The 13457-nt window shown below is 71.8% G+C and carries 9 protein-coding genes; 3 read left to right on the forward strand and 6 right to left on the reverse strand.

Features of this window, described 5'->3' with window-relative positions; translation table 11 throughout:
• Positions 1 to 85 precede the first annotated feature (85 nt).
• Positions 86 to 838 (reverse strand): UbiA family prenyltransferase, encoded by a 753-nt coding sequence (locus tag AC6EXY_RS06810; RefSeq protein WP_499816836.1) that lies wholly within the window; start codon positions 836 to 838, stop codon positions 86 to 88.
• Positions 839 to 1468: 630 nt separating this feature from the next.
• Positions 1469 to 2098 carry an LUD domain-containing protein gene (locus AC6EXY_RS06815; protein ID WP_499816834.1) on the reverse strand — a complete coding sequence of 210 codons (630 nt, stop codon included), beginning with the start codon at positions 2096 to 2098 and terminating at the stop codon, positions 1469 to 1471.
• Between the two features lie 71 nt (positions 2099 to 2169).
• Between AC6EXY_RS06815 and AC6EXY_RS06820 the strand changes: the two genes are divergently transcribed.
• The 3 genes from AC6EXY_RS06820 to hrpB all read left to right on the forward strand — a co-directional run bounded on the left by AC6EXY_RS06820 (position 2170) and on the right by hrpB (position 7878).
• Positions 2170 to 2622: a winged helix-turn-helix transcriptional regulator gene (locus tag AC6EXY_RS06820; protein ID WP_243407708.1), complete on the forward strand. Its 453-nt coding sequence runs from the start codon at positions 2170 to 2172 to the stop codon at positions 2620 to 2622.
• Positions 2623 to 2876: 254 nt separating this feature from the next.
• On the forward strand, positions 2877 to 5105 hold the full coding sequence (gene recD2, locus AC6EXY_RS06825; RefSeq protein ID WP_499816871.1) for an SF1B family DNA helicase RecD2: 2229 nt from the start codon (positions 2877 to 2879) through the stop codon (positions 5103 to 5105).
• Positions 5106 to 5238: 133 nt separating this feature from the next.
• On the forward strand, positions 5239 to 7878 hold the full coding sequence (gene hrpB, locus AC6EXY_RS06830; protein WP_499816833.1) for an ATP-dependent helicase HrpB: 2640 nt from the start codon (positions 5239 to 5241) through the stop codon (positions 7876 to 7878).
• 309 nt (positions 7879 to 8187) lie between these two features.
• Here hrpB and AC6EXY_RS06835 read toward each other — a convergent pair whose 3' ends face one another.
• The 4 genes from AC6EXY_RS06835 to AC6EXY_RS06850 form a co-directional block, all read right to left on the reverse strand.
• Entirely contained in the window at positions 8188 to 9165 is a 978-nt protein-coding gene (locus AC6EXY_RS06835) for an alpha/beta hydrolase (protein WP_133150713.1), read from the reverse strand.
• Positions 9166 to 9438: 273 nt separating this feature from the next.
• Complete coding sequence (locus AC6EXY_RS06840; RefSeq protein WP_133150714.1) at positions 9439 to 11766, reverse strand: ABC transporter permease; 2328 nt, start codon at positions 11764 to 11766, stop codon at positions 9439 to 9441.
• Between the two features lie 161 nt (positions 11767 to 11927).
• Positions 11928 to 12668 (reverse strand): ABC transporter ATP-binding protein, encoded by a 741-nt coding sequence (locus AC6EXY_RS06845; protein ID WP_101832716.1) that lies wholly within the window; start codon positions 12666 to 12668, stop codon positions 11928 to 11930.
• A gap of 423 nt (positions 12669 to 13091) precedes the next feature.
• On the reverse strand, positions 13092 to 13382 hold the full coding sequence (locus tag AC6EXY_RS06850) for a type I-E CRISPR-associated protein Cas6/Cse3/CasE (RefSeq protein WP_207770368.1): 291 nt from the start codon (positions 13380 to 13382) through the stop codon (positions 13092 to 13094).
• Between the last annotated feature and the right edge of the window lie 75 nt (positions 13383 to 13457).

Genomic DNA, 13457 nt, shown 5'->3' on the forward strand with positions numbered 1-13457 from the left:
AACGGTAGATCCAATCCAGGCACGCCATCGACACAACGGCGGGACACCGATGCGCGGACCGCCGCGATGTCGCGATGTCGCGGGGTCAGTCCAGCCGGGCGCCGGCGACGACGAGGGCGACGTCGATCGCGGCGACGGCCATGGCGGTGCGAAAGGCCGTCCGGTCGTCGCGGCGCAGCCCGGCACTGGTCAGCACCCCGACCGCGGCCAGTACTCCCACCCGCAGGCCCCACGGTCGCGCCGGCCCGAGCGCCGCCACCGCAGAGCCGGCCGCGAGCAGCAGCGCGGCCGACCCGCGCGAGCCGGCGGCCCCGAGGCGCTGCGGCAGCCCACGCACCCCCGTGCGGGCGTCGGCATCGAGGTCCGGCAGGACGTTGGCGAAGTGCGCACCCGCGCCGAGCAGTGACGCCGCCGCCGGCAGCCACCAGGGCGGTGCGGGAGCGCCGGGCAGCCCCTGGACGACGAAGGTGGGCAGCAGTGCGAACGAGACCGCGTAGGGGACCACCGACAGCGGCGTCGCCTTCAGCCCGAGGTTGTAGCCCCAGGCACTCGCCACGGCAGCGAGGTGCGTGAACCCGGCCCGTCGCCCGCAGGCCAGCGACAGCGGCACGCAGGCGACCAGCGCCGTCGCCGTGGCCGCTGCCACCGTCGCGGGCGTGAGCCCGTCGCCGACGAGGGGCTTGTCCGCCCGACCCCCGGCCGCGTCCCGATGCCGATCGACGAGGTCGTTGCTCCAGCCCACCGAAAGCTGCCCGGCCAGGACCGCCGACGCCACCAGCCCGACCCCACGCGCCGTCCGCCCGCTGGAGGCCGCGAGCGCCGCCGAGAACAGCGTCACCGCGGCCGTCGGCTCTGGATGACATGCCCGCACCAGCGCGGCACCTCGCCTCGGAACCCCGAACGGCCAGGCCGTGCCGATCCCGCAAGCTCCAGGGGCCCTCGTCCCCACCGCCGATCGTGCCATGGTCGTGAGCGTCCCACGGCCGGCACGGTCAGCGTACCCGGCGACCTTTCCCCGGTCATTGATGTCGTCGGGGAACAGGCTCCGTGACGGCCGCCCGAGCAGGGCTGCCGGTTGCCGACGGACAACCGAGGAGGGACCCGTTGAGCGCCACCGATCGTGACCTGATCCTGGAAGGCGTCCGCAAGTACCACCGCGACCAGGAGGGCGGCGGCGAGCTCGTGCCGGGGTAGACGTCGATCCCGCCCTGCGGCGCCGTGTTCGTGTGGTGGGAGACCTTACGAACAGCGACGTCGTGACCGAGCGGACCTTCTGGGTCGGCGTCTATCCCGGCATCTCGAGTGAGATGATGGACAATGTGGCGGCGTCGATCTGGGAGGTCGATCTGGGAGTTCGCCACCTCCACCGAGCGGCGGAGGAGCTGGCGGTAGTGGGGCGCCCGGGGCCCGCTCCTGGCGCGAGGAGGGATGCGCGACGAGCGGGCCCGGGATCTCGCGGTCGCGGTGGTCAGAAGCCGGCGGCCTCGCGGACCAGGATGACATGACCGCGGTCCGGGAAGGCCTCGCGCTCGAGGATCAGGATCCGGCCGATGAACGACGTCTGGTTGTAGCGCTCCTGCAGTCGCGCGCTTTCGCGCGGGAGGCTGTAGGAGTGGATCCGGCGCAGGCCGGTCGCCACGTCGGGGACGATCTTCTGCGCGCCGACGACCCAGTAGGCGAGCTTGGCGCCGGCCGCGTAGGGCGCGAGCTGGCTGCCGCTCGCCGAGCCGGCGAGCAGGTGGCCGTCCTCGGTGACCGCGTGGACGCTGCCGACGACGACCTCGGGGGTGGCGCCCAGCCGGACGGTGTCCCAGACGTCGGCCGAGGGCGGTCCGGCTTTGGCACGCACCGAGACGTACTCGCCGGATTCGTCGATGTCCGCGGTGATTCCGGACAGTTCCAGCGTCTGGCTGGAGGCGGTGAAGATCTCCCGGTCGCGCGGGAGGAGCTCCCCGAGCAGAGACCTGGCGTCGGCGATGGTGTCGACGATGTGCACGACGAAGCCGTTCTCGCGCAGGGCCGTGGCCGCCCGGTCGAGCGCGGCGGCGTCGGCCGGCACGGCGAAGGTCTCGTCGAGCGGCAACGCTTCTACTGTCATGATCACAACTTTCTGTGTGGGGTCCGAATGTCTGGGGAATCCGGCCACAGTCTGGGCGACGGTGCGGCCGGGTGGAAGACGGCACTTTTTTCTTCCTTGGTTACGTGGAGGGAACCATGACGACGAGCGGCGCCGGCGCCGAGAGTATTGATCACGCGCGGATCGCGGCAGCTCTGGCCGTTCGGGGGGAACCGGCGTGCCGGGTTCGTGATGTGCTGGACCGGGTCGGCGACAAATGGTCCGTCACCCTCGTCCACGAGCTGGGCGGCGGCGCCCGGAGGTTCTCCGAACTACGTCGCGGGGTGCCGGGTATCAGCCCGCGGATGCTCAGCGCGACCCTGCGCGGCCTCGAACGGGACGGCTTTGTCCTCCGTACCGTTCACCCGACGGTTCCACCGCAGGTGGAGTATGCCCTCACCCCGCTGGGCCACACGTTGCTGGACACCGCCTGGTCGCTTATGAACTGGGCCCTGGAACATGCCGACGACATCGACGACGCCCGCCGCGAGTACGACGCGAAATAGGGCCGTCCCGGACGCCGGGACAGGGGTTGACTACATTGATGCCCATCAGGCTCGACCGCGGTGAGGCGGGCTGGACCAGGGCGTCGTCGACCAGGACCCGCGGCCTGATCGCACCTGCGCGGCCCTGATCGCACCTGCGCGGTACAGGGCCGATCTGGTGCGCGGGCACAATGGTGGCCGTGTCCTCGCACTCTGCCGCCGCGTCGGCTCCCACCGTCGGTCCGGCGGGACAGTCCGGTTCGGCGGGGCCGGGGATGGCGGTGGTGGAGGGGGTGCTGGAGCGGATCACCTTCGTCGCGCAGGAGACCGGGTACACGATTGCTCGGTTGGCGACGGAGCGGTCGGGTCCGGATCTGCTGACGGTGGTCGGCGCGTTGCTGGGCGCGCAGGTGGGGGAGAGTCTGCGCCTGGTGGGCCGGTGGGGGAGTCATCCGCGGTATGGCCGGCAGTTCCAGGTGCATTCGTTCACGACGGTGTTGCCGGCGACGATCCAGGGGGTTCGTCGGTATCTCGGCTCGGGGATGATCAAGGGCATTGGGCCGGCGATGGCCGAGCGGATGGTGGACCATTTCGGGCTGGACATTCTGCGGATCATCGAGGAGGAGCCGGGGCGGCTGGTCGAGGTGCGTGGGCTGGGTCCGAAGCGGACGAAGCGGATCGCGCTGGCGTGGGAGGAGCAGAAGGCCATCAAGGAGGTGATGGTCTTCCTGCAGGGGGTGGGGGTGTCGACGTCGCTGGCCGTGCGGATCTACAAGAAGTACGGTGACGGGTCGATCTCGGTGGTGCGTCATCAGCCGTACCGGCTGGCCTCGGAGGTGTGGGGGATCGGGTTTCGTACCGCGGACACGATCGCACGGGCGGTGGGTATTCCGCCGGACAGTCCGGAGCGGATCGGGGCGGGGTTGCAGTACACGTTGTCGCAGGCCGCCGAGGACGGGCACTGCTATCTGCCGCAGCCGAATCTGGTCACCGAGGCGGTGAAGATCCTGGAGGTGGACCGGGAGCTCGTCGGTCCGTGTCTGGATTCTCTCGTCGCGGCGGAGGGTGTGGTGCGTGAGCGGGTGCCGGCCCGCGAGGGGCCGGTGCCGGCGGTCTATCTGCTGCCTTTCCACCGGGCGGAGACGTCGCTGGCGAATGGTCTGCTTGGTCTGCTCGGCGCCGCCGAGGAGAGGCTGGGTGCGTTCGCGGCGGTGGACTGGGCGGCGGCGTTCGCGTGGCTGCGTGGGCGGACCGGGCAGGAGCTGGCCGACGAGCAGGCGCAGGCGGTGCGCCTGGCCTTGACGAGCCGGGTGGCGGTGCTCACCGGCGGCCCTGGTTGTGGGAAGAGTTTCACGGTGCGTTCCGTGGTGGAGCTGGCGCGGGCGAAGCGGGCCCGGGTGGTGCTGGTCGCGCCGACGGGGCGGGCCGCGAAACGGCTCGCCGAGCTCACCGGCCATGAGGCCGCGACCGTGCACCGGCTGTTGGAGCTGCGACCCGGTGGCGAGGCGGCCTATGACCGGGACCGTCCGTTGGACGCGGATCTGGTCGTGGTGGACGAGTCGTCGATGATGGACGTGATCCTGGCGAACAAGCTGGTGAAGGCGATCCCGCCCGGCGCGCACCTGCTGCTGGTCGGTGACGTCGACCAGCTTCCCTCGGTCGGCGCGGGGGAGGTTCTGCGGGATCTGCTGGCCGCCGAGGCGATCCCCCGGGTCCGGCTGACGAGGATCTTCCGGCAGGCGCAGCGGTCGGGGATCGTCGTCAACGCCCATCGCATCAACGCCGGCAGCCCGCCGACGTTGCGCGGCTTCGACGACTTCTTCTGGTTCACCTGCGAACCACCGGAGGATTCCGAGGCGCATCCGGCGGAGGAGACCGCCCGGCTCGTCGTGGACATCGTCGCCCGCCGCCTCCCCGCCCGCTTCGGCCTGGACCCGCGCCGCGACGTGCAGGTGCTCACCCCGATGCACCGCGGTCCGGCGGGGGCGGGCAACCTCAACCTGCTGCTGCAGCAGGCCCTCACCCCCGGCGGTGATGGTGTCGCCGAGCGGCGTTTCGGCGGGCGGGTCTTCCGGGTCGGTGACAAGGTCACCCAGCTGCGCAACAACTACGACAAGGGCACGGCCGGGGTGTTCAACGGCACCGTCGGCGTCGTCACCGCGATCAGCGTCGAGGAGCAGACGGTCACGGTGCGCACGGATGAGGACGAGCTCGTCGACTACGACTTCACCGAACTCGACGAGCTCGCCCACGCCTACGCGATCAGCATCCACCGCTCCCAGGGCAGCGAGTACCCCGCCGTCGTGCTGCCCCTGACCACCTCGGCCTGGATGATGCTGCAACGCAACCTGCTCTACACCGGCGTCACCCGGGCCAAACGCCTCGTCGTGCTGGCCGGCAGCCGCCGGGCGCTGGCCGTCGCCGTGCGCACCCCCGGCGCGGGCCGCCGCCACACCGCCCTCACCCACCGCCTCACGGCGACACCCGGACCAACTGACAGGTGACGGCAAGGGGCGACGGCGTGCGGACGGGGAAGGGGGCGGTGGCGTCGATGGTGCCGGTGAACACGCCCGACCCACGATCGGATGCTCGCGGGCGCGCCGCCCCCGGCCGCGTTGATCCGAGGACACTGGGCGCATGTTGCCCGACCGCACCGTCGCCGGGGCTGATCTGCCCGTCCGGGCCGCCCTGCCCGCGCTCGTCGCCGCGCTGACCGCCAGCGACCAGCACGGCCCCGGCGGCGCCGCCGGGGCCGCGGTTCTGGTCGCCCCGCCCGGCACCGGCAAGACGACGCTCGTCCCGCTCGCGCTCGCCGACCATGTCCGTGGCCGGGTCCTGGTCGTCGAGCCGCGGCGCATCGCCGTACGCGCCGCGGCACGACGGATGGCCGTCCTCGCCGGCAGCGGCGAGGTGGGGGGCGCGGTCGGTTACACGATCCGCGGCGAGCGCCGGGCCGGGCCGTCCACCAGGGTCGAGGTGGTCACGACGGGAGTGCTCGTCCGACGGCTCCAACGCGACCCTGAGCTGCCCGGTACCGACGCGGTCATCCTCGACGAGTGCCACGAACGTCACCTGGACGCCGACCTGGCGCTCGCGTTCCTGCTCGACGTCCGCGCCGCGCTGCGCCCCGACCTGCTCCTGCTGGCCGCCTCCGCGACGGCCGACACCCGGCGGCTGGCCGCGCTGCTTGGCGCGCCCGGCCATCCCGCGCCGGTCATCGGGACGGACGCCGCGATGCACGACGTCGACGTGGTCTGGACACCCCCGCCGGGGATGATCACCCCGGCGCACGGCCTGCGCGTCGACCCGAAGCTACTCGACCACGTCGCCGCGACCATCGGACGCGCACTGCGGGAGACGTCCGGTGACGTGCTCGTCTTCTTGCCCGGCGCCGGTGAGATCGCCACCGTCGTGGGCCGGCTCGCCGAGCATCGCGACGTCGTGGACGTGCTCGCCCTGCACGGCCGCCAGTCCGGCGGCGCGCAGGACGCGGTGCTGCGCGCCGGCCCGCGTCGCCGGGTCGTGCTGGCGACCGCGGTCGCGGAGAGCAGCCTGACGGTGCCCGGCGTGCGGGTCGTCGTCGATGCCGGCCTGGCCCGCTCCCCACGGATGGACCACGCCCGCGGGCTGGGCTCGCTGGTCACCGTGCGGGTGTCGCGGTCGTCCGCCAGGCAGCGGGCGGGCCGAGCCGGCCGGGAGGCACCAGGCCGGGTGTATCGGTGCTGGTCGGCCGCCGAGCACGATCGGCTGCCCGCCCAGCCGGAACCGGAGATCGCCGTCGCCGACCTCACCGCGTTCGCCCTGGAGCTGGCTGTCTGGGGCCATCCCGGCGGGGTGGGGCTGCCGTTGCCCGACCCTCCTGCCGGCGCGATGGAGGCTGCCGCAGCCTCGCTCCGGGCCCTCGGCGCCACCGATGAGACGGGCAGGACGACCCCACGAGGACGCGCGTTCGCCCTGGTCGGCGCCCATCCGCGGCTCGCGCGGGCGCTGCTCGACGGCAGCCGGGCCATCGGCGCCCGCCGGGCGGCGGAGGTGGTGGCGATGCTCTCCGGCGACGGCCCGGCCGGTGGCCCCTCCGATGACCTCGTCGCCGCTTGGCGTCACCTGCGCAACAACACCGACCGGGCCGCGACCGCCCGCTGGCGGGCGGAGACCCGTCGGCTGGCCTCGGCCGCGCAGGCTGCACCCCCTGGGATCGAGGGGCTCACCGGGCCCGGGAAACCCGCTGGCCCGGTCGGGTCCGCCGAAGCTGGGCTCGCCGGGCGCGGAGCGGGTGGGATGCCCGACGATCTTGCGGCGGGGCTGGTGGTCGGCCTGGCCTTTCCCGAGCGGCTTGCGCGGGCCCGCGACCCCGGCCGCCCGAGCTACCTGATGGCTGGCGGGACCGGCGCCGAACTCGCCCCGGGCACGGCACTGACGGGAACGGAATGGCTCGCCATCGCGGTCGCCGACCGCGGCCCCGGCCGGACGTCCGCCCGCGTACGCCTGGCCGTCGCCCTGGACGCGAGCACCGCACGGGAGGCCGGCGCGGCGCTGCTGCACACCGGGGACGAGGTCGCCTGGTCCGCGGGCGACATCGTCGCCCGCCAGGTCGAGCGCCTCGGCGCCATCGTTCTCACCGAACGCCCGGTAGCGAGGCCGGACCGGTCCGTGCTGCGGGCCGCCGTGCTCGACGGGCTGCGCGACGCGGGACTCCCCGTGCTGCGCTGGAGTGCCGACGCGCTCAGCCTGCGCGACCGACTCGCGTTCTGCCACCGCCTGCTCGGCGCCCCCTGGCCGGACGTCACCGATGCCGCCCTGCTCGACGCCGCCCCGGACTGGCTCGGGCCGGACCTCGACAACGTGCGACGCCGCGCTGACCTTGAACGCATCGACACCGGTCACGCCCTGCGCCGGCTGCTCCCCTGGCCCCACGCCGCCCGACTGGACGAGTTGGCGCCCGAGCGGGTGGTGGTGCCGAGCGGCTCCCGGGTACGCCTCGACTACAGCGGGACCAGCGGTGCGCCCGGCCCGGTGCTGGCCGTCAAGATCGCCGAGGTGTTCGGATGGGAGCGGGTACCCGTCGTCGCCGACGGCCACGCGCCACTGGTGCTCCACCTGTTGTCCCCGGCGGGGCGCCCAGTGGCGGTGACGAGCGACCTGGCGTCGTTCTGGCGCACGGGCTACCCGCAGGTCCGCGCGGAGCTGCGCGGCCGCTACCCGCGCCACCCCTGGCCGGACGACCCAACCACAGCCTCGCCGACCCGCCGTGCCGCCCCCCGCACCCGAGAGCGGTGACCTGTGACCGGCGTCATCATCCTCAGGCAGCCGGCCCACTGAGACGCCGTCAGCCGCCGGGGTCGTCGCGCGGCGGCGGTGTCGGGAGCGCTGCGCGAGTTCGGTGAACGCGGCCGCCGGTCGGCGATGGGGTTGCAGGTGGCACGGGCGTTTGTGGATGCGAAGTGGGAGCCCGGACACCTTCTCCTACGTCTCATCGGCTCCGATGACGGCAGCGAAGGGCACGACAATCGCGAGTGCGGCGCGGCTACCGGCACGTGCGGCGCTGGGAAGGGAAGCGCGGTCGGCGCGGTGCAGGAGCCCTGCGAGTCAGATGGCGGCGGGGAGCCAGGCGAGGAAGCGGTCCCACAGCTGGACGCGGGTGTCGGCGAAGTTGTGCATGTGGGCCATGCGTGGGATCACGACCACGGTGATGTCGGGCGACGCGGGATAGCCCGTCGGTTCACGGTGCGGGTCAGCGGAGACGTCGGAGTCGCCGAAGGCGAGGAACAACGGCGCGGTGATGCGGTCGGCGAACGGCTTCGCCAGGCCCGGGGTCATGCCGTCGATACCCGCGTACCGCGGGATCAGGGTGTGGCACTCCTTTTCGTCATAGGCCAGCAGGTCGTCCGGCACGTCCAGGACGTGGAAGATGCCGGCGTACTGCGCCCGCGGCGCGCCGTGGTACATCTCCAGCTCGGTGTTTCCGCTCTGCCGGGTGTTCTCGGCGATCACCCAGGCGCGCCGCTGCTCGGTCGACAGCGTGTCCCAGTCGGGCTGCTCGCGTACGCCGGTGATCAGTAGCGGCGATGCCCCGAAGATTCCGACGGCGGCGTAGTCGGCGTACTTCCCCTGCTGGATCATGGTGATGAACCCGCCGAGCGACTGGCCGATCCCGACGAAGGTCGCGTCGTCGATCGCCGGCAGGCCGGGGGCGAGCGTGCCGTCCCGCAACCGCTGGCGCGCCTGCTCGTACGCGAGGTGCGCGGCGTCGGCCTGCACCTCCAGGCCGATGAAGTCGCCGTCGGCGGGCCGTGTGCTGTCGCCGCCGCCGAAGTAGTCGAGCGCGATGAAGATCAGTCCGTGCGCGGCGAGGTACTCCGCCTTGCTGTATCCGGTGCGGCCGGGTGGCTGGAGATCCCAGTAGCGGCGATGGTACGTGCCGCCCGGAGTGGCCAGGACCACCACCGGCTTCGGGGTGAGCCGCGCGGCGTCGAACACGACGGTCGCCGACAGCTCGGCCACCGACTCCTCGCCACCCTTGGGTAACACCTGACTGATATCAAAGGAGATGTCTGCACGCGGCATCGCGTTCACCCCTGCTCGACGGGAAATGGTCCGGATCGCCGGCTCGCAAGCAGAAGCTAGCAGATCGTGCCATTCATCACTAATGTTGTGCCTGGCGCGATCTCCGTATAAAATTTCGCGCTCCCGGGGAGCTCGCCGACGCCTGGGCCGCATCCGCGTGACCAGCGCGCGGCCCGCCGCTCTCGCCGCCCAAGAATCACAAGGTCACCAGGAGATCCACCAGCGTTCCGGATCGGACAGCTCGCGGGAATGGTCCGAGGCCGCTGATGCTGCCTACTCGCGGTTGCCGACGAGCTGGATAGGCCGAGCGCGCATCACGAGCAGGCATGGGATCACTGTCGACAGCATCGCGATCACTGCAATTACGCCTGTCAGGCTGGCGAGCATAGCCCATTCGATCGTAATACGGGATGAATCGGTCACATGGCGGATGGCGTCCCTGAGTCCGACCAGTGAGATCGCGGTCGCGATCGCCGCGAGCAGTCCACCGACCAGGACGGCAAGTAGCGATTCAATCGTGCTGATCAGCGCGATCCGCCACCGGCCCGCACCGGCCAGTCGCAGCGCCGCGAACTCCCGGCCACGGGCCGCGGTCGCCATCGCGATCGTGTTGGCGGTTGCCAACACGCTGTAGAGCAGCACGATGGCAAGTACCGTGGTCGCATTCTGACGGCTGTGCTCGATCTGGTGTCGGTCAGTCGCTCTCGACCATTCCGTCGTCGCCAGGACCGTCACGTCCGGCCGGTTGATCGCTGAAGCGATCACCGCCGCGTTCAGACCGGCCGGGCCGCGTACGTCGATCCGGTCGGCGAGCAGTTGACCTGCATGGGACGGGGTCACGAATGCGGAGTTGTTGCCGAATCCGGTACGCAACACGGCGGCTACCGTCAATTGACCGCGGGTGCCGTCACCGAAGATCACTGGTACCTTGTCGCCGACCTTCTTGCCCCATTCCTGGTCGATCAGCATCGTGCTGTCGTTGAGTGCCGTGACCGAGCCCGCTACCACCTGGAGGTCGAACAGGGTGGTCAGTGCTGACGGCTGCACCGCCTGTGCCTGGTACTGAACCAGGCCGGTGCTGCCGCGCTGCGGACCGTAGAGCTGTACCTGGCGCACCGGCTCGCTGGTCACGCCCGGCAGCTCCGCCACGCGATCCACCACCGACTGGTCCAGGCCTGGCCCGGTCCTGCTCAGCACGGTGAACTGCGATGCCAGCGATCGATTCAGCTCATGTGACTTCGCCGCGTTCAACGTCGCCAGCGAGCCGAGCAGGGCCGAGGCCAGCCCCAGGGTGATGATCACCGGCACCGCTGTGGCGGCTGCTCGGCGAACGGAGGCGAAGGTGGTCTGCCGGACCAGCAGGCCGGTCGCGCCTCGACCGAGAACCAGCGGGAGGGTGGCAAGCTGGGTCACGGGGCGGATCGCCAGCGGCGCGAGCAGCGCGACGGCCACGACCAGCACCACCGCGAAGCCCTGGTTCAGCCCGATCGCGACCAGCGGATCGGCCAGTGGCACCAGCCACAGCAACGCGACGCCGAGCAACAGGGTGAACAGGCCCAGCATCCAGCGGGCCAACCCCATCCCGGTCCGGCTTACCTGCGACTGCCGCAGCGCCTCGATGGGGCGGATCCGGCCGGCGCGCAGACAGGCCAGCGCGGCGCCGACCAGCGCCACGCAGACCCCGGTGAGCAGCACGCCGACCAGGGCCACCAGCACCAACGGTGTCAGCCGGACCTGGAACCAGTCCGGTGCGACCTGCCGGGTGACCAACCAGCGCGCCAGCAAGGGGCCGCCTACCAGTCCGATGAGCGCGCCGAGGGTGGCCGCGGCCAGTCCGATCAGCGCAGCCTCGGCCAGCACCATCGTCCTGATCTGCTGGGGGGTACCGCCGGCCAGCCGCAACAAGGCCAGTTCGCGCTGGCGCTGGTTGACCGAGAACGCAAAGGTAGCGCCGACCAGGAAGATCGTGACGACTGCGGCCAGCCCGCCGGTCACTCCCAGCAGGCCGGTCACCGACCGCAGCGCCAGCCGCTCGTCGGCCCGACCCGGGTCAGCGTCGTGGCGGGCGTTGCCGGTCAGGACCACCTCGGGCAGGCGATCCGGTTGGTCGCGGTTCGTCCGGGCGATCGATGGGCGCAGCTTGTCGGCCGAGCCGTACACCACCGCGGCATTGATCGGCGGGCTCAGCTCGGCTGCCCGGTCGTCGGAGAAGAAGATCGCCTGTTCGAACGAGGTCGCCGCGGTCACCCCGCTGACCCGGTAGCTGGCCGGCCCGGCCACCGTCAGCACGCTGACCTGCCGGCCCACCATGTCGCGCGGCGCACCGGCCAGCACCACCTCGTCCGTGCCGCTCGGTGGGCTGCCGGCGAGCAGCCGGTACGGCGTGAATGCCGCCGCCGACCACCCGTGTCCCAGTGGCGGCTGGCCTTTCGAGGTCCGGCTGCCGGCCAGTTGGGCGTAGAAGGAGCGGTCCTCGACCACCCGGCCGGCCTCTCGGGCCGCCGACAGCGCCGCGTCCGGCAGCGCCGGGCGACCGTCCAGGCTGAGCCGATCAGTGTAGCCGTCGCCGCGGATCGGGAAGGACGCGGCGGGGGTGAGCACCGTGGGCGCGGCGGCGAACCGCAGCGGGCTGTGCCCGCCGGGATCGGCGGCGCCGGTGAGCGCGATGCTGACCGAGGACAGCAGTGTGACCCCGACCAGAAGTGCCGCGAAAGTGCCTGCGAAGCTGACCCGGCGGGCCCGCAGGGTGGCCAGTGCGATGCTCAGCACGGGAGTCCTTCCAGCCGAGTCATCCGGGCGGCGACCGTCTCGATGGTCGGGTCGACCAGTTCGCCGGCCAACCGGCTGTCGGCCAGGAATACCACCCGGTGCGCGTAGGACGCGGCCAGCGGATCGTGGGTGACCATGATGGTGGTGAGTCCGGAACCGTCGACCAGGCTGCGCAGCGCGGTGAGCATCTCGCGTGAGGTGTTGCGGTCCAGCGCTCCGGTCGGCTCGTCGGCGAACAGCACGTGCGGGCGGGTGACCAGGGCGCGGGCGATGGCGACCCGTTGCTGCTGGCCACCGGACAGCTGGTTGGGCAGGTGTCCGGCCCGATCGGCCAGGCCGACCTGATGCAGTGCCGCGTGGAGTTCGGCCCGTTTCGGACGGCGGCCGGCCAGCCGCAACGGCAGCGCGATGTTCTGCTCGGCGGTGAGTGCCGCGATCAGGTTGAAGGACTGGAACACGAAACCGACCCGTTCCCGCCGCAGTCGGGTGAGCACGGTCTCCTTGAGGCTGGTCAGGTCGGTGCCCGCCAACAGCACCTGACCGCCGGTCGGCCTCTCCAGACCGGCCGCGCAGTGCAGCAGGGTGGACTTGCCCGAGCCAGACGGACCCATGACCGCGGTGAAGGAACCGCTCGGGAAGCTGAGGGTGATCGAGTCCAGCGCGGTCACGGCTGCCGCGCCGGTTCCATAGACCTTGCTCAGGCGGATGAGCTCGATTGGCTGCGGCGACGACATCCATTCAGTACATCCACCCCGGCGCGCAGTGGCACTACGGCCAGGCGGACAACCGAGGGTGTGGCTAGCCCTACCATTCGGCTGGACGCCTGGTCCCGGCGGGACGACGCCGTAGAGGCAGGCACTGGCGGCGGACAGGGCGAGGTTGACCGTGTCCTGGCTGTCCCGTTTCGCCGGATCGTAGTTGCGGCGGAAGCGGGGAGCGCCGTGTTTCTGGGCGAAGAGCCGGTAGTAGGCATTGACCCGCTGGCCTTCCATGCCGCGTAGCTGGGCAAGGGGGGGACGCGACGTGGGCGAGGACGCCGGTGCCGTCCTGGAAGATGCGGACGGATTCTAGATAAAGAAAGGACAGAGAGTCGGCCACGCGGGGAAGCATCGCGAGGGTGGGCCGGCCGAGGCGGTGTTTCGCGGCGGCGGGGATGGTCATCGGGCGCCTCCGTAGGGGGCGATGGAGAGTAGCCCGGCGCCGTAGGACTTGCCGCGGCCGATGCCGTCGAGGATGGCGTCCCGGATGGCGTCCGGGCCGGTGACGGCAGCGCCGCCGTCGTAGCGGGTGAGGGCGTGACGGATCTGGGTGCGGCCGCGGCGGGGGCCGGTGATGTCGTCAAGGGGCTGTGCGGTGGAGCTGCGCAGGTGCGCCGCAGCGTTCGGCGCGGCTCGTCCACCAGGCTTCCGCGTCGCTGCCGCTCGCCTACTCTCTTCGGCCTCGTACAGGTTCCCGCCCCGCGGTCACCGCTGACACTTGCGCCGCACAGCCGACGGTCGCCACGGGTGACTCGCGTCACCCGC

The sequence above is a fragment of the Frankia sp. RB5 genome (assembly GCF_059816245.1).

What these genes read in the sequence shown, in the direction of transcription:
- AC6EXY_RS06815 (WP_499816834.1), bottom strand. Translation starts at nt 2,098, where the DNA reads ATGACAGTAGAAGCGTTGCCGCTCGACGAGACCTTCGCCGTGCCGGCC.
- recD2 (WP_499816871.1), top strand. Translation starts at nt 2,877, where the DNA reads ATGGCGGTGGTGGAGGGGGTGCTGGAGCGGATCACCTTCGTCGCGCAG.
- hrpB (WP_499816833.1), top strand. Translation starts at nt 5,239, where the DNA reads ATGTTGCCCGACCGCACCGTCGCCGGGGCTGATCTGCCCGTCCGGGCC.
- AC6EXY_RS06835 (WP_133150713.1), bottom strand. Translation starts at nt 9,165, where the DNA reads ATGCCGCGTGCAGACATCTCCTTTGATATCAGTCAGGTGTTACCCAAG.
- AC6EXY_RS06845 (WP_101832716.1), bottom strand. Translation starts at nt 12,668, where the DNA reads ATGTCGTCGCCGCAGCCAATCGAGCTCATCCGCCTGAGCAAGGTCTAT.